Source organism: Nitrosomonas europaea (assembly GCF_900167395.1).
In the GTDB taxonomy this organism is placed as follows: Bacteria; Pseudomonadota; Gammaproteobacteria; order Burkholderiales; family Nitrosomonadaceae; genus Nitrosomonas; species Nitrosomonas europaea.
Genome location: NZ_FUWK01000026.1, coordinates 12,863 through 32,579 on the forward strand (window position 1 = coordinate 12,863; position 19,717 = coordinate 32,579).

15 protein-coding genes are annotated in these 19,717 nt (G+C 53.2%); 9 read left to right on the top strand and 6 right to left on the bottom strand.

What is annotated here, in order from left to right; genetic code table 11:
- Positions 1–206 precede the first annotated feature (206 nt).
- Together B5D58_RS08870 and B5D58_RS08875 are read right to left on the bottom strand one after the other, a co-directional pair.
- Positions 207–3,092 carry an EAL domain-containing protein gene (locus B5D58_RS08870; RefSeq protein WP_011112584.1) on the bottom strand — a complete coding sequence of 962 codons (2,886 nt, stop codon included), beginning with the start codon at positions 3,090–3,092 and terminating at the stop codon, positions 207–209.
- Complete coding sequence (locus tag B5D58_RS08875; protein ID WP_158297472.1) at positions 3,092–4,714, bottom strand: FecR family protein; 1,623 nt, start codon at positions 4,712–4,714, stop codon at positions 3,092–3,094. The genes B5D58_RS08870 and B5D58_RS08875 overlap by 1 nt, the downstream gene beginning before the upstream one ends.
- A gap of 282 nt (positions 4,715–4,996) precedes the next feature.
- Here B5D58_RS08875 and fliK point away from each other — a divergent pair, with 282 nt between their 5' ends.
- Together fliK and B5D58_RS08885 are read left to right on the top strand one after the other, a co-directional pair.
- Positions 4,997–6,025, top strand: a complete 1,029-nt coding sequence (gene fliK, locus B5D58_RS08880; protein WP_011112586.1) for a flagellar hook-length control protein FliK — start codon at positions 4,997–4,999, stop codon at positions 6,023–6,025.
- Positions 6,012–6,371, top strand: a complete 360-nt coding sequence (locus tag B5D58_RS08885; RefSeq protein ID WP_011112587.1) for an EscU/YscU/HrcU family type III secretion system export apparatus switch protein — start codon at positions 6,012–6,014, stop codon at positions 6,369–6,371. The genes fliK and B5D58_RS08885 overlap by 14 nt, the downstream gene beginning before the upstream one ends.
- A gap of 142 nt (positions 6,372–6,513) precedes the next feature.
- Here the strand turns inward: B5D58_RS08885 and B5D58_RS08890 are convergent, their stop codons facing one another.
- The 4 genes from B5D58_RS08890 to B5D58_RS08905 all read right to left on the bottom strand — a co-directional run bounded on the left by B5D58_RS08890 (position 6,514) and on the right by B5D58_RS08905 (position 10,393).
- Entirely contained in the window at positions 6,514–7,311 is a 798-nt protein-coding gene (locus tag B5D58_RS08890) for a flagellar brake protein (protein ID WP_011112588.1), read from the bottom strand.
- 31 nt (positions 7,312–7,342) lie between these two features.
- Positions 7,343–7,672, bottom strand: coding sequence for a flagellar hook-basal body complex protein FliE (gene fliE, locus B5D58_RS08895; protein ID WP_011112589.1), 330 nt, complete (start codon positions 7,670–7,672; stop codon positions 7,343–7,345).
- A 158-nt stretch (positions 7,673–7,830) separates the two neighbouring features.
- A complete protein-coding gene (locus tag B5D58_RS08900) occupies positions 7,831–9,144 on the bottom strand; it encodes a sigma-54-dependent transcriptional regulator (protein WP_011112590.1) in 1,314 nt (437 codons plus the stop codon).
- 13 nt (positions 9,145–9,157) lie between these two features.
- Positions 9,158–10,393 (bottom strand): sensor histidine kinase, encoded by a 1,236-nt coding sequence (locus B5D58_RS08905; RefSeq protein ID WP_011112591.1) that lies wholly within the window; start codon positions 10,391–10,393, stop codon positions 9,158–9,160.
- A 231-nt stretch (positions 10,394–10,624) separates the two neighbouring features.
- Between B5D58_RS08905 and fliF the strand changes: the two genes are divergently transcribed.
- From fliF to B5D58_RS08940, 7 genes are all read left to right on the top strand, one after another.
- A complete protein-coding gene (fliF, locus tag B5D58_RS08910) occupies positions 10,625–12,271 on the top strand; it encodes a flagellar basal-body MS-ring/collar protein FliF (RefSeq protein ID WP_011112592.1) in 1,647 nt (548 codons plus the stop codon).
- Positions 12,261–13,256: a flagellar motor switch protein FliG gene (gene fliG / locus B5D58_RS08915; RefSeq protein ID WP_011112593.1), complete on the top strand. Its 996-nt coding sequence runs from the start codon at positions 12,261–12,263 to the stop codon at positions 13,254–13,256. Before fliF ends, fliG begins: the two co-directional genes overlap by 11 nt.
- Positions 13,257–13,453: 197 nt before the next feature.
- Positions 13,454–14,173 carry a flagellar assembly protein FliH gene (locus B5D58_RS08920; RefSeq protein WP_011112594.1) on the top strand — a complete coding sequence of 240 codons (720 nt, stop codon included), beginning with the start codon at positions 13,454–13,456 and terminating at the stop codon, positions 14,171–14,173.
- Positions 14,170–15,606, top strand: a complete 1,437-nt coding sequence (gene fliI / locus B5D58_RS08925; protein WP_011112595.1) for a flagellar protein export ATPase FliI — start codon at positions 14,170–14,172, stop codon at positions 15,604–15,606. The genes B5D58_RS08920 and fliI overlap by 4 nt, the downstream gene beginning before the upstream one ends.
- A 17-nt stretch (positions 15,607–15,623) precedes the next feature.
- Positions 15,624–16,076, top strand: coding sequence for a flagellar export protein FliJ (gene fliJ / locus B5D58_RS08930; RefSeq protein ID WP_011112596.1), 453 nt, complete (start codon positions 15,624–15,626; stop codon positions 16,074–16,076).
- A gap of 58 nt (positions 16,077–16,134) precedes the next feature.
- Positions 16,135–17,280: a flagellar hook-length control protein FliK gene (locus B5D58_RS08935; RefSeq protein ID WP_011112597.1), complete on the top strand. Its 1,146-nt coding sequence runs from the start codon at positions 16,135–16,137 to the stop codon at positions 17,278–17,280.
- A 361-nt stretch (positions 17,281–17,641) separates the two neighbouring features.
- Positions 17,642–19,582: a hypothetical protein gene (locus tag B5D58_RS08940; protein WP_078737672.1), complete on the top strand. Its 1,941-nt coding sequence runs from the start codon at positions 17,642–17,644 to the stop codon at positions 19,580–19,582.
- Positions 19,583–19,717: the final 135 nt, after the last annotated feature.

Consider the following 19,717-nt stretch of genomic DNA (forward strand, 5'->3'; position numbering starts at 1 on the left):
TTACAAAATAGGCTGTCACCCAACACAGTGTGACTCACCCGACCAAAACACTCTGTCTGAATATTTTCAATCATTAAAAAATACCCGCTTCGATGATTGTTCACATTCTATGAATGCTGGCAGTAATATAAGCATGTCTTCGGTATTTTCAAGTCGGACACCCGGTAAAAGATGAACAGTGCCGACCTCTCGGCCGATCCACCCCTTCAGACCCGGATCGAATCCGGTCTTCCCATAAACTGCATCAGCTGGGTGGTCGATAGCGGGCGGCTGAAATAATAGCCCTGTTGCAGATAGCAGTGATGTTTGCGCAAAAATTCCATGTGTTTCTCGGTTTCCACACCTTCTGCAATCACTCCCAGCCCGAGATTATCACCCAGCGCGATGATCGCCCGGGCAATTGCAAAATCAAACTTCTCATCACCGGGGTGGTCCTGTTCGATGCCTTGGATGAAGGACTTATCGATTTTCAGAATATCCAGCGGCAACTCACGCAGCAGGCTCAGTGAAGAATAACCCGTACCAAAATCATCCAGAGCAATGGCAACTCCCAATGCCTTCAAGCGCACCAGTGCTTCTGCTGCACGCGGTAAATCGCTGATAACGGCGCTCTCGGTAATTTCCAGCATCAGCCGCCCGGCCGGCAAACCGGTACGTTCCAGCACACCAGCCACCTTCTGCAGAAAATCCGGATGCAGCAACTGCCGTGAAGCCACATTGACGGAAATATCGACTGCCTGCCCTACCTTTGCCAGATCAGCAGCGATCCTGCAGGAAATCCACAACACCAGATCTCCCAGTTGTCCGATCAATCCGACTCGTTCGGCAAGCGGAATGAAATCACCCGGAGACAACAATCCACGTGTGGGATGGGCCCAGCGTACCAATACTTCATTGTGGACAACTCGCTTTTGCTGAACATCGACAATGGGCTGGAACAGAACATGCAGAGCCTTATCCTGATTCTCGATCGCCAGCCGGAAATCCCTTTCGAATTCGAGCTGCTCACGCGTCCAGGCATTCATCTGCCCCGAAGCATAAAACTGGAAACCATTTCCTCCCTGCCGTTTGACACGCCGCATGGCAGAAACCGCTTCATCCAGAAAAATTTCACTCTTTTCATCCACCTGGTCAGGCTGGGAAGATATCCTGATACCAATGCTCGCCGAGATGAAAACCTCCTGTCCGTTGATCTCAAATCTACGATTGATGGTTTCCTGGACTTTCCTGGCAAACTGCAGTTCCTGGCCTTCCCGCACTGGCCTGTCCACCACCAGCATAAACTCATCCCCGCTCCAGCGGGCAATCAAATCTTCACTGCAAACCAGTTTAAGCAACCGGTCGGCGATCATTTTCAACAAAGCATCTCCGGAGTGATAACCGAAAGCATCGTTGATCTTACTGAAATTATCGACTGACACCAGACAGACAATCAGTGCCGCGCCATGCTGCCGAGCAGAAACAGCCAGTTCACCAAAACGGGAAAGCAGAAAATTCCGGCTGGGCAGCATCGTCAGTACATCGTAATTGGCCTGGCGGGCAATTTGCTGCTTCATCTCCAGCGTATCGGAAATATCCGAAATCGTTACCACGGCACCCGCCGGAATACGCCACCTGTCATACAGCGCCCGATGTGTCACGCGAATGGTACGCCTGTCCCCGGAAGGCAGCGTGAGGACACAATGCTGTATCCGGGAATCCGGACGTGTATCAGCAGATCCAGAGCCATTCACATCTCTATCCTGTTTATCAGGAATCAGACACACCCCGATCAGCTGCTCCAGCGGCTTCCCGATCAGCTGTTCCGATCTCGCACCCAGAATTCGTTCACTCTCCTGATTGAGATAGAGAATGTTGCCCTTTGCATCGACTGTAATCACGCCCTCCTGCACTGAATCGAACACAGCCTGCAGACAGGATCCGGTGATGAATTGCGATTGTATGAACTCATTGATACGTTGCCAACTCTGTAACGGATACACAGCCAGTGTCCCGATCAGGGCTACCCCCGGCGGCAGCCAGATATGAAATACACCGAGCAGCATCGTCACCAGTCCAATACCTGCTGCGAGTGACACCAGAAGCACGAGACTCCTGAATCGCCCCGGTACGATATTGACGACGAGCAATACCGCCAGCACCCATAATACCGTCACCGCGATAGCAACCATTTCGGGAACAGGATAAATCGAACGCCCGTTACGCAGCATGTCAACCACACTGGCGTGCCACTCGACACCGCTCATATAGTTATGCCGGGTAAGTGAAACGGGTGTCAGAAAACCCTGCTGCAAACCAGTGGCCGTCATACCAACGATGATGATTTTTCCCCGCAAGTCATCCAGCAGATCATCATCATTGAGTAATCTGGCATAAGAAATCCGGGGATAAGTACCCGGCGGCCCGGCGAAAGGCACCATGATTTCACGCGAACGCACCCAGCTATTCCCGGTATTCACGATTGTTTTATCTGCCTCGGGCATCCGGCTCAGCAGACGCATACGATTCGGCAGACTGCCTTTATCCGCCAGCGCCAGACCCAGCGCCGGAAATGCAGGAATATCGATACCGGCGTACAGAAAAGTCCTGCGTGCCACGCCGTCCCGATCCAGCTCGACATCCACGTGACCAAGCGTGGCACGACGTTGTAACGATGCAAGCGGCTGGATGAGAGAGAATCTGTCACCGGAAGCATTCTGCGCCGGTGCAACCGGCAACACGACATTACCATGCGTAAAAATTGCCGTCTTGAGACGCTTATCGGCTTCCGGATGATCAACATCGGGTTCAGACAACAACAAATCAAGTGCTACCACATTCGAGCCAATCTGACTCAGGCGATCGATCAACCCGGCATGCAGCTCGCGCGACCAGGGCCATTTACCAATGGTTCGCAGGCTTTCTTCGTCGATTGCCACAATGACGATATCGCTATCCGGCTGAAAAGACTGACGACTGATGATTTCATCATAAACCAGCCAATCGAGACGCTGCAGCCAGCCCGACACCGACAGCAGCCCGACGACTACCAGCAACATTGCGGCACGAAGTTTAGAGGTACCGGTAATACTGCGTATACCCCACCCCGCCATTACATAAACCCTAGAAACGGCAGAAAGAAAGGAAAACGATACGGAATCTCGAATGACTGGACTGGCCCGAATACCCCTTCTTCACCATCGGCTCTGATCGGTTTGATACGCAGGTAATAACGGCCACCACCAGAATTGGGGATGACGACTCTCGGTTCACTGACCAGGACATCACTGATGATGTTATCGAATCCGGAATCACGCGCCATCTGGAACTGGAACTGTTCACCCGTCTCTCCTGCAGGCCAGGCAAATCTGATTTCTTCACGCTCGATCTCGACCGAATCCAGTTCCGGACCCGGTACCGGCACTTTGAAAGATACCGAATCACTGTAAGGCCCCACCCCAATGATCTCGGATTCAGCAGCTATCCGCCACCAGTATTCGCCCGGTGTCAATGGTTCCGACAACATGAAATATCCTTCTGGAGAATCAGATTCATATTTTCTTGATTCTCTGAAATCAGCTGTACGATCTACTTCGATCAGATAACGTTTGATATCCGGCCGGGTAGCCCACTCAAAAACCGGTCGATTATCCCCGACTCTTGCACCCGATTGAGGTGCCATGATGAATGGCGGTTCCGGACGAGCATGTACCCTGATTTTCTTGACACCATCCTTGCCTTCCAGTCCCGACACATCCTGCCCGCGTACCCGCAGCCAGTAATCGCCATCGGCCAGTTCACGACCGCGCAGTGGCAGATTCATCGCGACCAGATCAGTCGAAATCTGCCTGAACTCAGGATCCAGGGCAATCTGCACCCGATACGAACGTGCACCTGCCAGAGGTTTCAGAGAAATGATCAGAGGTACCCTCTCGTACAAATCCGGTGTCGCGGAAAAATCCGGTCCGGGCAATAATTCAACCGGGCTGACGGGTGACTGGTCCGGCCGCGTAACCGTGCCATACCCCTCTCGTACCTGCACATTCCGTCCCTGTGCACTCACCTCCAGCAGCCCCTCCAGAACTTCGCTGCGGGTAGTGCCATCCTGTTTATCCGCCCCTACACGAAAACGGGTACCCCGCACTGAACTCACGGCAGCAGGCGTCCGTATCCTGAATCGGGTGGCAGGCTCCGATCCATGCGGAGCGATATTTACCGTGCGGCCGGACTCCAGCTCGACTTCTGTCATCACCACCCCATCCTGCCCCAGTACCTCGGCCTGTTTCAGGCGGATTTTACTTTCACTTTCCACTCGCAGCCGGGATCGATCCCTGAATTCGAGTGTAACCTGGGAATCCGGCCCGGTACTGATTTCATCCCCGATTGCCACACGCAATTTTTCCGTAACCGGTAAAATCTCAGCACTGGCAGCACGTCTAAGGGTTGCCGTCCCGTAACAATCAACGATCTCAGCATCCCCCGGCCGGCGGGTCGCCCATTCGACCGGAATCCGGATTACCTTGCCTGGCGGAATATGATGCGGATCATGGATGCGGTTGAGCTGCTGCAGACGCGGCACATATTTCATGCTGACCAGATGACGTTCTGCCACGTTCCAGAGATTATCCCCTGAACGAATCGTGTATAGCCAATCCTCGGCTCTGACACCATCGGAACCTATCAGCAGGAAAAGCGCATACACCGGCAGCAACCAGTAAATCGTCTTATCACACACTTGGTAACTCGAACGGATTGATAGACCATCATATTGAAAAAACAGACAAATACCATAATACCTGATACTGGAAAAGAAAATCTGATTATTCAAAATGAATATATGTTTCCACTGGATTGGAAAAAATAAGCCCTTAATAAGCCCTTGCAGGGCCTGCAACAGTAATTTCGCAACGACAGAAAAATTGAGTGAAATCATACGCAACCAGATAAGGCCGGGTTATGATTGACACGGACTGTCCGTCGAGTCCGATATCGAAACCAGTTACATCAAGGTGATACCATGATTTCAAATCCGGTCAATTCTGCAGTTATTGTGTCTGCCACCCCAACTGATGCAATTTCACAAACTCGGCCGGTCAGTGCAGTTACCCCGGTACCGGATGCCACACAATCGGATACACCTGCCTTTATTCTGGGCCAGAAATATAGGGCACAGATCGGTGAACGGCTGACGAACGGCCATTCCCTCGTCAATGTCGCCGGCAGATGGCTGCAAATGCGCATGCCCGCTTCGGCAAACCCTGGAAATATTCTGGAATTAACGTTGATCGAGCAGTCTCCCCGGCTGAAATTCTTGCTGCACAGCGGTACTCAAGGTGGCAATAACCCGACAACACTCAGTCCGGCCGGCAGACTCATCGCACAGTTGCTGAGCCAGCCTGCCCCACCTGCCATGAAAACTGCGAACGAAGCAGCCCCGCTGTTGCCGATACCACCCGCTACCGGTAGAGAAAGAATTCAGTTGCCCGCTCAACTGCAGCAAGCACTGTCAGCCAGCGGGTTATTCTACGAAGCTCATCTGGTGCAATGGCTCAGCGGCAACCGTTCGCTGCAACAACTCCGGCAGGAACCGCAAGGCAAACTGCCCGCACCGGCAACCGTATCCACAACGATTACTGATTCAGCCACGGCTTCACCAGTCGCATCCCAGGCAGTGTCACTGATACAACAGCAACTGCATACCCTGGAAACCGGAACCATCCAGTGGCGGGGAGAAATCTGGCCAGGACAGACCATGGAATGGGATATCACCGAATATCCGGATGATCAGGGGAAAGAACAGGCCGACAATGAAAAAACCGGGAAATCAGGTCGCTGGCAGACCCGGATTCACCTGCAACTGCCAAATCTGGGAAAAATCACTGCCACTATCATGATCGAACCACAGGGTATGCGAATCCGGCTGGATGCCGATTCCGATGAAATTACACGACAGCTCAGGAAAGAACAGATTACGCTGGCAAGCGCCATGCAAACGACCGGGCTGACGATTCGTGCGATGGACATTCAGCAACATGAAGCGACCTGAGCCAACCGGGCAAGAGAATCAGGGCGAACCGACTGATTCACCCGCCCCACCAGAACATACTCCGATTCCCGGAGCAGTAGCACTCGCCTATCACAGCGGCATGACTGCTCCCCAGGTGGTTGCCAAGGGCCGGGGACTGATTGCTGAAGAAATCATTCGCCGCGCTCAGGAAGCCGGCGTGTATGTGCATGAATCGGCAGAACTGGTGGCACTGCTGATGCAGGTCGATCTGGATGATCACATTCCACCGGAACTGTATATCGCCGTAGCAGAGTTGCTGGCCTGGCTCTATCGGCTGGAAAACGATCTGGCGATGCCCGCCGACTCACCCGATCCTTCTCAGTGACAGTGTTACCGGATCACACACTGCCATGCAGCTCGCGGCTAATAGTGCATGTATGGCTTGTAATTCCATTCCCAAATCAAAAATGACACGAAGGGCAGGAGTAATGATGACATCAGATTTTTTAATGTGATCTGTAACGATGTCAGAAGTGTGATTTCGTATCGAATTTTCTGGCCTGTTGTTCGAGCCAGATAATGTAACGTTGTATCAGCGTCCCTGATTTCTCAGACAAATTTACAAATTCACAACCGATGCGCGAGCAGGTGTTGCCATTGGAAAGAATGGCCATACTGATGCTCACGATCCGGACGGTAGTTTCAATCGTGTCGAATTCCGGTAATTCAATCCGGCAGTGCTCCAGCGTCATACCAGCTTCCAGCGGCGCATCGGTATCCGGCCGATCGATCAGCGCCATGCCACCGCGGCTGATATCCAGCAGATTGAGCGTAAGAAAAACTTCCTCATGTTGCCTCAATGGTGGAATGACGCAAGTTGCAGGGTTTGCCACGGGCGTTGCGATCCGATAAAAATTGCGCCGCTGCAGACGTTTCAGCGATGTCGGGAGATCTGCACTGAATGCATTGCGACCCTCAAACCGGATGTGCTGCAGGTTGTTGCAATCGAATTCGATCCTGATGCGGTTATGGCTGGTGACACAACGCAACATCCCGCTCTTGAGTGCCATTTGATTGAGTGTTTCATTGATCCCGTAATCCAGTACCAGTAACTTCTTTTGCAAATCGACAGCCAGAATGGATGAGAGAATCGCAGAGTGGCTGTTGCGGGCGAGATGCAGTGAAATCAGTGATTTTTCCTGCATGATTCCATTGAGGAAAAAACATACTTCAGTCAGAGAATGCACGATGTAGTCGGATTCATTCGTATCCCGCGATACGGATGAAGGCGCTGCCAATTCTGGATTTTTCCGAAGTATGGCCATGATTTCCTCGCTATTTTTTATCGGCCCGACGCTACACTTGCATGTTCATGATCTCCTGATACGCTGTTACCAGTCGGTTGCGTACCTGAATCATGGACTGAAAGGAAACATTCGCCTTCTGCAGAGAAATCATGACATCGTGCAGTTCGACATCCTGATTGCCACCCACGAATTCCCGACTCAGCTGACTGGCAGTCTGCTGAACAGTATTGACCTGATCGACCGCAGACTTGAGCAGTTGGCCGAAATCTGCCTGTGAAACCGTGGAAACGGTTGCAGAAGGTTTACTGCCACCCGCTGCCAGATCCGAAGTGGCCTTGAGCTGCGCCAGAATCTGATCCATGCCTGATGTAACGTTCATATTTCTTTCTCCAGTATCTGGTTACTTCGGAAAACCTGCCGTACGGCTGAATCACTGTGGCGCATCTTCACTCACCCCGCGCCTGTCATGTTGATATGCCTCGGAAAATTCGAACCGCCTGTAACGGTTTTTACCGAAATACTCATTTATAAAATCGATCAACACCGGGCAAGCCGGTATTGCTGCAGTTTGTAACGCAAGGTGCGCTCGGAGATACCGAGTTTCTGCACCGCCAGCTTACGTGAGCCATTCACCGCCGCCAGCGTTTGCAGAATATGATCCCGTTCGAGTGATTTGATATCGCGTAGCGGTGAATCACCTTCCCTCTGTGCTTCTCCCCGGAAGGTATCTCTGGCAGAGGATCCCGGCAGATTCAGGTGTTCAGCCTCGATCGAACCCGTTGCCAGAATCATGGCACGCTGAATCACATTTTCCAGCTCCCGTACATTTCCCGGCCAGGTATACCGTTCCAGACTGCGTATGGCTGATTGCGCCAACACACAGCGCGGCTGGGCAGATCGATCCAGAATACGCTGCGCCAGCGGCACGATATCCTGCGGACGTTCACGCAGCGGCAAAATTTCCAGAGGAAAAACATTGAGGCGATAGTACAAATCTTCCCGAAAGCGGCCTTCCTGCACATACATCGGCATATCCCGATTGGAAGTCGCAATCAGGCGTATATCCAGCTTGACGGGTTTACTCCCGCCTATCCGCTCCACCTCACGTTCCTGCAGGATACGCAGCAGTTTCGCCTGAAGACCGAGCGGCATTTCCGAAATTTCATCCAACAGCAAAGTTCCCCCGTTGGCCCGCTCGAATTTTCCTGCCTGCGCCTGAGATGCCCCGGTAAACGATCCTTTTTCGTATCCGAACAGCGTCGATTCCAGCAGATTTTCAGGGATGGCAGCACAATTGATGGCGACAAACGGTCGAGATGCACGCGGTGAATGGCGATGAATGAATCGGGCCAGTACTTCCTTGCCACTACCGCTCTCGCCCGTCAGCATCACCGTGGCGCTGGTTGCAGCCACCTTCTTCGCAAGAGACAACAATGTCAGGGTGCGAGGGTCTTCAGCAACGATTTCCGATTCATCCTCATCGCTGACGGTCAGCAGATAATGCCTGACATGCGCCAGCAGACTGTGCGGATCAAACGGCTTGAGCAGGTAATCACTGGCGCCGGAACGCATCGCAGCCACGGCCTTGTCCACTTCGCCATAAGCGGTCATCAATACGACCGGAATCCAGGGATGACTCCGCTTGATAGCCTGCAGCAATGTATAACCATCCATCGGGCGCATCTGCACATCACTGATGACCAGCCCTGCCGGATGAGTCCGCAGCAGATCGATCGCCTGCTCGCCACTACTGGCAGCCAGGGTGGTGTATCCGTCCAGCTTGAGCGTTGCGCACAATGCCTCCAGCAGATCCGGATCATCTTCCACTATCAATACAGGCAAATTCCGCATTTCTTATCTGTCCTCATTTTTCGGCTGTTTCAGCCTTACTCCGCAAATCAGGTACATTCTCAAACTCTTTTGCCGTTCTCGGCAGGCTGATCGTAAACCGGGTACCGGTACCGGGTACCGAATCGATCCGGATTTCACCTCGCATCGACTGGATCAGATTATGCACGATCGCCAGCCCCAACCCGGTTCCCTCCGTTCGTGTCGTGAAGAACGGCTCAAACACCCGCTCACGCAGGGTGGGATCGATTCCCGGACCCTCGTCACTGACGATCAGCCTGGCTTCATCTTCCGTTGTTTCACAAGTCAGTGTGACGAGGCTGCCGACAGGAGAAACCTGCACGGCATTATCGAGCAGATTCGCCACGGCATTGCTCAGCGCCGCACGATCCACATTCAGACTGACTCCCCTGCTGTTATCCTGAACAACAAACCGCAGATTACGCTGCTGCATCTGGGGTGCCATCACCCGCTGCATTTTGCGTAGCAGTACAGACAGTTTCACCCGCCCTGCCGGCACCGGTTCACCTTTCACGAACTGCAGCATGTTACGGATCAGATGCTCCAGATGGTGGAGCCGCTCAATCGCTTTAACGGCAAATCTTTTTCTTTCCTGAGGATCGAGTGCTTCACCGCTCAAATGCCCGGCATACAGCAATGCAGTGGATAACGGCGTGCGCAGCTGGTGTGCCAGGCCGGCAGCCATTTCGCCCATTGCCGCAAGCCGCTGGTTACGGCGATTCTGTTCGCGCAGTGCATAGGCTTCTGTCATGTCGTGGAGCAGCAGAATGCACTCCCCGGTCATTTCCGAAACACTGCTCTCGATATACAGTCTGCGCGGACAGAATAGAGCGAGATCTTCCTTTCCCGCATGCCATTCACCGGCCACACCTGTCGGCTGTAAACGCTCCTGTACGATCTGCTGCCACGTCATCCCCAGTAATGGCTCTCCCAGTAAACGAATCGCTGCCGGATTGACCCGGCTGATACTGTTCTGGTGATCCAGCACCACAACACCACCAGGCAGTGCCGTCAGCAATTGCCCGAGCTGCTGCGACAACGCTTCCTTGGCAGCCAGCTCGCGCTGCAGCTCTCCATTGGCCAGCGCCAGTTCTTCCGTCAGGCGGAAAACCTGCTGCTGCAATTCACGATAGATCCCGGAAAGCTGGCTGGATGCCTGACTGAATACGGCAAAGGCCTGCCGGAGCTGTTCATGATCGGCCACCGGTGTAACGCCTACCTCTGTTTTCATGGAGAAAATCTCCCGATTTCGACGCTGCACAGCTTAGCACCACGCACTACGCTGATCATCGATGAAATAACACGAGCAAATGTTCTCTTTTCAGAGATTCAGGCCCAGAGAATATCCCGATAATGCCGGTATTCATCAAACCGCAACACATATTCAAATGACAAACCAGAGCGGGCTCAGATATCCGTCAGGCTTCGTAAATCTCAAAGAACAAGGCAGGAGGTGATCGTTATGGCAACCGTCCAGGAAGAAATCCAGGAAGAAAAAAAGACATTCAGTCAACTGGATAAAATCAAACAACTGCCCACCCAGAAGAAACTGGGTCTGATGGTGGCAGCCGCCGCCGTCATTGCCCTGATCGCCGGTACATGGCTATGGAGCCAGTCGCCGGATTACCGGGTTCTTTATGCCAGCTTGTCGGATCAGGAAGGGGGAGCGATCATCGAGGCCCTGCAGAAGATGAATGTTCCGTACCAGTTCAGCGAAAGTGGCGGCTCGATTCTGATTCCGGCCAGTCAGGTGCATGAAGTCCGCCTGCGTCTGGCAGGGCAAGGGCTGCCCAAAGGCAATCTGTCCGGTTTCGAGATTCTGGAAAACCAGAAATTCGGCTCCAGCCAGTTCCTGGAACAAGTCAATTATCAGCGCGCCCTGGAAGGTGAACTCTCCCGTTCGATTCAATCCCTGTCAGCCGTTCAGGGGGCACGCGTGCACCTGGCGATTGCCAAGCCGAGCGTATTCACCCGGGAGCGTCCGCAACCAAGAGTTTCCGTGCTGCTGAACCTGCATCCCGGACGGATGCTGAGCACCGAACAGGTCAGCGCAATCGTTCATCTGATTTCCAGCAGTATTCCCGATATGCCGGTCAAAAACGTTACCGTTGTCGATCAGCAAGGTAATCTGTTGAGTGGTCAGAAAGACAACCAGGCGGAAACCGGACTCGACCCCGGCCAGCTCAAGTATGTGCAGGATATGGAGCAGAATTTCGTCCGGCGCATCGAGGCCATTCTGACACCCATCACCGGTGAAGATAACGTACATGCACAAGTGACCGCAGATGTCGATTTTTCCCGCATCGAACGTGCCGAAGAAATCTACAAACCCAACAACAATCCGGCAGAAGCAGCTGCAGTTCGCAGCCAGCAACAATCCGAGTCGGTTTCCATTTCCCAGCCGGAAGGAGGAGTACCGGGTGCGCTGTCGAATCGTCCTCCTGCTCCGGCCGAGGCACCGATAGAAGCCAAACAGAGTTCGGAAGCAGCTGCCAAGACGACTCCGACCGATACGCGTAGGGAATCAACGACCAACTATGAAGTGGATAAAACCATTTCACATACCCGCCAGGCAACAGGCCGCATCAACCGGCTTTCAGCGGCAGTGGTCATCAATTACCGGACGAAGCTGGATACTGAAGGCAATCCGGCCAATGAACCGCTTTCCGGTGAAGAGATCGAGAAAATCACCGCCCTGGTGAAACAGACCATCGGTTTCGATGAAACACGCGGCGATACGCTGACGGTTACCAACAGCCAGTTCAACCTGAAGGGAGATTCACTGGAAGAACTGCCACCCTGGAAAGATCCGGATACCGTCCTGCTTGCCAAAGACATTGGCAAGCAACTGCTGATCGCGGCAATCGTACTGTTCTTCCTGCAAAAGATCTTCCGACCGTTTCTCAGGAATTTGCTGCCTCCTCCACCACCGCCACCCGTTCCGGCATTAGCTGTCAAGAATGGATTGGAACACAGCGAAGCCGAGGTGAGTACTGTCAGGGTGGTGACGCTGGAAGAAAATCTGGAAAAAGCCAGATTACTGGCTGTCACTGAACCGGCTATCGTAGCCAACGTTGTAAAAGGATGGGTGTCAGGCAATGAGCGATGAAGGGATTTTTAAAAGTGCAATTTTGTTGATGTCGCTGGGGGAAGAAGAAGCTTCCCGGGTGTTTCGCCATCTCGGCCCCAAGGAAGTTCAGAAACTGAGTGAGGCCATGGCCGCCCTCAACGATATCAAGCAGGAAACCATCGAAAGCGTACTGGAAGAGTTTTGTCATCTTGCGAATGGCAAAACCTCACTGGGACAGGGAGCACTCGACTACCTGCGCACAGTGCTGACCAAAGCACTGGGAGAGGAAAAAGCAGCGGGGCTGATGGATCGCATCAGCCAGGGAGATGACACCAGCGGGATAGAAAGCCTGAAATGGATGGATGCTGCTTCTGCTGCCGAACTGATCAAGAACGAGCATCCGCAGATCATTGCCACTATCCTGGTGCATCTGGAACGCGATCAATCCAGCGCTATCCTGGCACTGTTTACCGAACGACTGAGAAATGATGTTCTGCTGCGTATCGCCACACTGGACAGCGTTCAGCCGACGGCACTGCGCGAACTGAACGGTGTGCTGAGCAAATTGCTGTCGGGCACCGACAGCATCAAGAAGCCGCGCATGGGCGGTATTCGCACTACGGCAGAGATTCTGAATTTCATGCCGACCGCACTGGAAAGCAACATCATCGAGAATTTCAACCAGTATGACGAGGAAATTGCACAGAAAATCATGGATGAAATGTTTGTCTTCGATGATCTGTTGCATGTCGATGACCAGGGCATCCAGCTTCTGCTGAGAGAAATCCAGTCCGATGCACTCATCACCGCACTCAAGGGTGCCAAGGAAGAATTACGCATCAAAATCTTCAAGAACATGTCACAACGTGCTGCCGAAACGCTACGTGAGGATCTCGAAAGCAAAGGGCCCGTTCGTGTTTCCGAGGTAGAAACCGAACAGAAGAAAATCCTCAAGACTTTGCGACAGCTTGCCGATGATGGTCGTATCGCACTGGGTGGAAAAGAAGGAGACGGTTTCATCTGATCGGCGCTGTCCGATCTGGCCACCCGACCATATCATTCCATTCCCAAATCAAAAATGACACGAAGGCGAGCCGCAGACAGTATAAATAATACGGCCAGGCGAAGCCGACAAAGTTAGTTCTGATTTAGAAATGGAATCAAAGCCCGTAATCATCTTTCATCAGGCACCTCGTCAACTCGTATAAGGAAACAACGGATATGGAAGCAGCTTACGTCATTCCAAAGAAAGAACTCTCTTCCTGGCAGAAATGGGAATTTGGCTCGCTCGATCCGCTTAAATCCCGGCAGAAAACTGAATCTCCGGAAAAAACACCCCATACTGCCAGATCAGCAGATCAGCCTGAAAATCAGATAGCAGCCGGGGCAAAAACCACAGCACACGAAGCCATTGTTTTACCCACCGCCGAACAGATCGAGCAAATCTACCAGCAAGCCCGTGAAGAAGGCAAAACGGCGGGTTACCAGGAAGGCATGCAACAGGCAAAACATGCCGCCCTGGTAGAAGTCAAGCATTTGCAATCGCTTACTGGTGCTCTGGAACAGGAATTGAAACAAATCGATCAGACCATGGCACAGGATTTGCTGACACTCGCCATCGATCTGGCCAGAAAAATCACCAGCCATGCGCTGGAAATCAAACCTGAACTGATTCTTCCGGTCGTCGAGGAGGCATTGCGTCAACTGCCCGCTGTCTCGCAGTCGATCCGGCTGACCCTGCATCCCGATGATGCCGCGCGAATACGAGATCATCTGGAAAATCATCCGGCCCACCCCAAGTGGCATATATATGAAGATACACAGATCGAGCCCGGTGGCTGCCGGATCGAATCCGGTGGCTGTGAAGTGGATGCAACGCTGGCTACCCGCTGGCAGCGTACTCTGGCTGTCCTCGGCCAGGAGCAGCCCTGGCTGGTATGACAATACCAGACGGATACCACGACCACGTGGATACCACCGGATCAGTCCACACCCCACTCTGGCGTGATTTCCTCCAGAACTGCCAGCGACTGATCGAGCCTGCGAATTCCTTTCTCGTCAGCGGTACGCTTACCCGTGTTGCCGGGCTAGTAATGGAAGCCGTTGGCCTCAAGCTGGCAGTAGGTACCAGCTGTATCGTTTTTCTCCCGAACGGAAACAGCGTCACGGCAGAAGTAGTTGGTTTCTCCGGAGAACGGCTTTTTCTGATGCCCTCTGGCGATATTTATGGACTGACGCCCGGTGCAAAAGTCGTCCCTACCGAATATACCGGCGCAGTACCCCGCATCGGAACCCTGCAGCATCCGCGACGCCGTGCGGCCGATCGGACAAAACATATCAGTGTCGGCCCGGAGCTGTTGGGGCGCGTTTTGAATGGATCCGGCGATCCACTCGATCGCTATGGCCCGCTCCATTGTGGGCATAGTGTGCCGCTTTACAGCCGTCCGTTCAATCCGCTGGAACGGGCACCGATCGAAAAAACACTGGATGTCGGTGTACGTGCGATCAATACATTGCTGAGTGTGGGGCGTGGCCAGCGCATGGGATTGTTTGCCGGCAGCGGCGTGGGTAAAAGTGTCTTGCTCGGTATGATGGCACGTTATACCAGCGCAGATGTCATTGTTGTCGGCCTGATTGGCGAACGAGGCCGCGAAGTCCAGGAATTCATCGAACATATTCTCGGCCCGGAAGGACTGGCACGCTCGGTTGTCGTTGCCGCACCAGCCGATACTTCACCACTGATGCGTTTGCACGGCGCCGCCTATGCTACTGCCATTGCCGAATATTTCCGGGATGAAGGCAAGCATGTGCTGCTGATCATGGATTCCCTCACCCGCGTTGCCATGGCGCAGCGGGAGATTTCACTCGCCATTGGCGAACCGCCTGCCACCAAGGGCTACCCCCCCTCCGTATTCGCCCGCCTGCCCCAGCTGGTAGAGCGTGCGGGTAACGGCCGGCGGGGAAGCGGATCGATCACTGCCTTCTATACCGTGCTGACCGAGAATGATGATCCCAATGATCCGATTGCCGATAATGCACGCGCCATTCTCGATGGCCATATCGTATTGTCACGGCGCCTGGCCGAGGCGGGTCACTATCCGGCAATCGACATTGAGGCCTCGATCAGCCGCGTGATGGCCAGCCTGGTAACACGTGAACAGCTTGGTCAGGCGCAGCGCTTCAAGGCCCTGTACTCCCGTTATCAGCGCAGCCATGATCTGATCAGCGTGGGGGCATACGCAAGCGGCAGTGATCCGCAACTGGATCGGGCCATCGAGCTTTACCCGGTACTCGAATCATTTCTGCAGCAAGGCATGTTCGAGCAGGAAAGCTATATCGAAAGTATGGAAAAGCTTTCGGCGTTACAACTGTAAAACAGTAAGCGCAAAAGATGGCTACCCCCCATTCACTCAAACTGCTGCTCGACCACGCCCGCAAACAAACGGACGATGCCGCCATCAATCTGGGCAAGCTGAATCTCAAGCAGCAGGAAGCTGAGAAAACCTTACAGCTGTTAGTCGAATATCGCGAAAATTACCAGTCGCAATTCATGGAATCCGCCGGGAGCGGTATCAGTCCGGTTGAATGGCGAAATTTCAAGGCATTCATCTGCAAGCTCGATACTGCCATTCAGTCACAGCAAAGACTCGTCACGATGACGCAACAGCATACGGAAGCAGGAAGCACGCAATATCACGCCCACCGTCAAAAGCTGAAATCCTATGACACCCTGTCGCAGCGCGCCGAGCTTCACCACCAGGCACGCTTACAGAAACAGGAACAGCGTCAGCTGGATGAACATACGGCGCACAACTTCAGCAAACAGCAAAAGAACGCAGATTAGTGGCATGAGAATTGCTTGATACTTGCCATACAACAACAAATCTTCTTCGAGGACTACCATGCCGAATCTGCCCGCCCTTCCAGATATGGGTCTGCCTGTCGTAACCAGCGACCTCACAGCAACCCTTTTACCGGGCGTTGCCAGCCCCATTGTTCCCGGACAGCCAATCGAACAGGCATTTAGCAGCATCCTGATCAGTATGATGAAAAGCGATCAGGCCATTGAAGACGACACCGAAAATCCGGCACCGGTATCAATCGATGCACTCATAGCCGGCATGATAGCTGCGCCGGCCAATCCACCTCAGCTCGTTCCATCTCAGCCCGCACCGGATGCACTGGACACACCGAATGCACCGGACGCACCGGCGGAAGAACTGTTATCCATGCTGGCGACAAGCATGATGCCGAATACCGGCCAGCCAGTGACGGATGAGCCTGTTACCTTCCCCGCAGGCGGACTGGCATCTGCAACGCCGCCAAATCTGCCATCGGACTCTGGCCGACACGCTGCCGATCCACTCCAGACAACCAGCCAGGCTCACGCTGCTCCTCTCCCTGCTGAACTCCCGGCCGGAAATATCAGTACAAGTACCCCGTTTCCCGCTCCTGTGAACAGCTTTAATCAGGCAATCGATGCGGCAAATTTTGCCGATAGCGGCAAATCCTTGCCGCCTTCGATGACATCTGTCCCGGTAACACCTGTAGCCGCACATACCAGCAGCACGCCACTGACTGATATTGCTGCTGATACCACGGCGAATGATGCGCCGGCTATTGCCGCAGAATTTGGCCAGCCGGACTGGCCGGAAGAATTCGGCCGTAAAATCACCTGGCTGGCGACACAGCGGATGCAAGCGGCAGAACTGAAACTGCATCCAGCCCATCTCGGCCCGATAGAAATTTCACTGCAGTTATCCGATGATCAGCGGCTTACGGCACAATTCATTTCACACCACCCCGCAGTCCGTGAAGCCATCGAAGCCAATCTGCCAAGATTGCGTGAGATCATGGCAGAAAACGGAATTACGCTGGCTGATACCTCAGTCAGTGCAGATACACCCGGGCAGCAGGCAGAAAACAGACAAGGCAGTCCCTTCCGCCGCCCGGCAGCCGGTGATCACTCCACCTACGATTCCACCAGTCCGCAGACACCAGCCTTACAGGCAACCAGACGTTCCAGCCTCATCGATACGTTCGCCTGACAAGCTTACCGCTTCTGCTTCACACTCACTCCCTCATGCCCGGCATCGGCAAGGGCCATCTGCTTCATTGATAAGCCCGACAGGTAAAATCCAGGTCCCTTGCCAGAATCAAAAAGTCTTCTTCAGAAATTCCCTAAATGTAACAAGACGCTATGCCGTAAAGAGAAATAACGCCATAAAGGCTAGCGTAATGCCCGTAATACTGAGCATATTTTAGATCTAATGCCCTTATCCGCATTGATACCGAATAGGGACCCAACAAGTTTTGGAGAAAATAATTATGTCGATTATCAGCAGCCTGACCCCAACCCAAATCTCTGCGTTGACAACGACGCAGATAAAAGATCTCACCACAGGAGATATGAAAGCGCTTTCTGACAAGCAGATCAACGCGATGACATCCACTCAGATCGCGGCCATTGAAACGCAAGATCTGGTCATCCTGAGCGGCAAGCAGATCGGGGCTTTTAATCCAAACCAATTTACCTACGGTTTGACCACCACACAAATCCAGGCGATTAATAAGGCGCAGGCCACCGGGCTTACCGCTGCCCAACTAAAAGACATGAATAGCGGCGATCTCTCCAGCCTGAGTGCAGACGCACTGGGCGCATTGTCCGCCAAGCAAATTCAGGGATTGAATTCCACTAACATCGAATCACTTACAACAGCTCAGGCAGCCGTACTCAGCTACCAACAAATAGCAGCTATTAGCATAGATGCCGTCAAGGGATTTGAAACCGAGGATCTGGCTCAAATTAGCACCGCTGCCATCAAAGGTTTGACTGCTGCACAACTCGGTGCCCTGAACAGTGAGCAATTCAGCTCTCTGGATTCCAGCCAGGTGCAAGCCCTTTCCGCCAAACAAATCCAGGCGCTGGGCACGGATGTAATCAAGAATTTAACAACCAGCGACATGAAGGAGTTCTCTGCCACCCAGGTCGCTGCCCTGAGTAGCGCACAACTGAAAGAACTCTCCAGCGGCCAACTTTCAGCCCGAAGTACAGACGCACTGGGTGCATTGTCTGCCAAGCAGATTCAGGGGCTGGATGCAACCAACTTATCCACCGACACTATCAGTGCACTGACCGCCAAACAAATCGCAGCACTGACCACAACTCAATTGAGTGGAATGAACAGCAGCCAGATCGGAGCTATCTCAACGAGTGGCATCGCCAGCCTGACCGCCGCACAAATCAAGGGATTGAGCAGTGCAAACGTGGAAGCGCTAACCTCAGATCAGGCTAAAATCCTGTCTGCCAAACAGCTTGCAGGCCTTGGCACAGATGCCGTCAAGGGATTTGAAACCGCAGATCTGGCTAAAATTGATGCCGCCGCCATCAAAGGTTTGACTGCCGCGCAACTCGGCGCACTGGGCAGTGCACAATTCAACTCTCTGGATTCCAGCCAGGTGCAAGCCCTTTCTGCCAAACAAATCCAGGCGCTGGGCACGGATGTAATCAAGAATTTAACAACCAGCGACATGAAGGAGTTCTCTGCCACCCAGGTCGCAACGCTGACCACAGCTCAGTTAAACGCTATGGATAGCGACCAGATCGGCGCTATCTCAACGAGTGGCATCGCCAGCCTGACCGCCGCACAAATCAAGGGATTGAGCAGTGCAAACGTGGAAGCGCTAACCTCAGATCAGGCTAAAATCCTGTCTGCCAAACAGCTTGCAGGCCTTGGCACAGACGCCGTCAAGGGATTTGAAACCGGTGATCTGGCTCAAATTAGCACCGCCGCCATCAAGGGTTTGACTGCCGCGCAACTCGGCGCGCTGGGCAGTGCACAATTCAACTCTCTGGATTCCAGCCAGGTGCAAGCCCTTTCTGCCAAACAAATCCAGTCACTGGGCACGGATGTAATCAAGAATTTAACAACCAGCGACATGAAGGAGTTCTCTGCCACCCAGGTCGCAACGCTGACCACAGCTCAGTTAAACGCTATGGATAGCGACCAGATCGGCGCTATCTCAACGAGTGGCATCGCCAGCCTGACCGCAGCACAAATCAAGGGATTGAGCAGCGCAAGCGTGGAGGCGCTAACCTCAGATCAGGCTGCAGCCCTGTCCGCCAAACAGCTTGCAGGCCTTAGCACAGATGCCGTCAAGGGATTTGAAACCGGTGACCTGGCTCAAATTAGCACCGCTGCCATCAAAGGTCTGACTATAGGTCAAATCAAAGAATTAAGTACTGATCAAGTAACAGCACTGACATCAGATCAGGTACAAGCCCTTTCTGCCAAACAGATTCAGGCCTTCACCACGGATCAGATTCAACACCTGAATTTTGGCAGCTAAACTGTCGATAGCTACTAATTAACAGCAGATATTTACTAACCACGATATTGGAGCTGATCCGATATCGTGGTTTTTTTATTGGCAGTACAAGCAGCAATAGAACAGGCGTCCGGAACATCCCGGAAATATATCCAT

What these genes read in the sequence shown, in the direction of transcription:
- B5D58_RS08870 (WP_011112584.1), bottom strand. Translation starts at nt 3,092, where the DNA reads ATGGCGGGGTGGGGTATACGCAGTATTACCGGTACCTCTAAACTTCGT.
- fliK (WP_011112586.1), top strand. Translation starts at nt 4,997, where the DNA reads ATGATTTCAAATCCGGTCAATTCTGCAGTTATTGTGTCTGCCACCCCA.
- B5D58_RS08885 (WP_011112587.1), top strand. Translation starts at nt 6,012, where the DNA reads ATGAAGCGACCTGAGCCAACCGGGCAAGAGAATCAGGGCGAACCGACT.
- B5D58_RS08890 (WP_011112588.1), bottom strand. Translation starts at nt 7,311, where the DNA reads ATGGCCATACTTCGGAAAAATCCAGAATTGGCAGCGCCTTCATCCGTA.
- fliE (WP_011112589.1), bottom strand. Translation starts at nt 7,672, where the DNA reads ATGAACGTTACATCAGGCATGGATCAGATTCTGGCGCAGCTCAAGGCC.
- B5D58_RS08900 (WP_011112590.1), bottom strand. Translation starts at nt 9,144, where the DNA reads ATGCGGAATTTGCCTGTATTGATAGTGGAAGATGATCCGGATCTGCTG.
- B5D58_RS08905 (WP_011112591.1), bottom strand. Translation starts at nt 10,393, where the DNA reads ATGAAAACAGAGGTAGGCGTTACACCGGTGGCCGATCATGAACAGCTC.
- fliF (WP_011112592.1), top strand. Translation starts at nt 10,625, where the DNA reads ATGGCAACCGTCCAGGAAGAAATCCAGGAAGAAAAAAAGACATTCAGT.
- fliG (WP_011112593.1), top strand. Translation starts at nt 12,261, where the DNA reads ATGAGCGATGAAGGGATTTTTAAAAGTGCAATTTTGTTGATGTCGCTG.
- B5D58_RS08920 (WP_011112594.1), top strand. Translation starts at nt 13,454, where the DNA reads ATGGAAGCAGCTTACGTCATTCCAAAGAAAGAACTCTCTTCCTGGCAG.
- fliI (WP_011112595.1), top strand. Translation starts at nt 14,170, where the DNA reads ATGACAATACCAGACGGATACCACGACCACGTGGATACCACCGGATCA.
- fliJ (WP_011112596.1), top strand. Translation starts at nt 15,624, where the DNA reads ATGGCTACCCCCCATTCACTCAAACTGCTGCTCGACCACGCCCGCAAA.
- B5D58_RS08935 (WP_011112597.1), top strand. Translation starts at nt 16,135, where the DNA reads ATGCCGAATCTGCCCGCCCTTCCAGATATGGGTCTGCCTGTCGTAACC.
- B5D58_RS08940 (WP_078737672.1), top strand. Translation starts at nt 17,642, where the DNA reads ATGAAAGCGCTTTCTGACAAGCAGATCAACGCGATGACATCCACTCAG.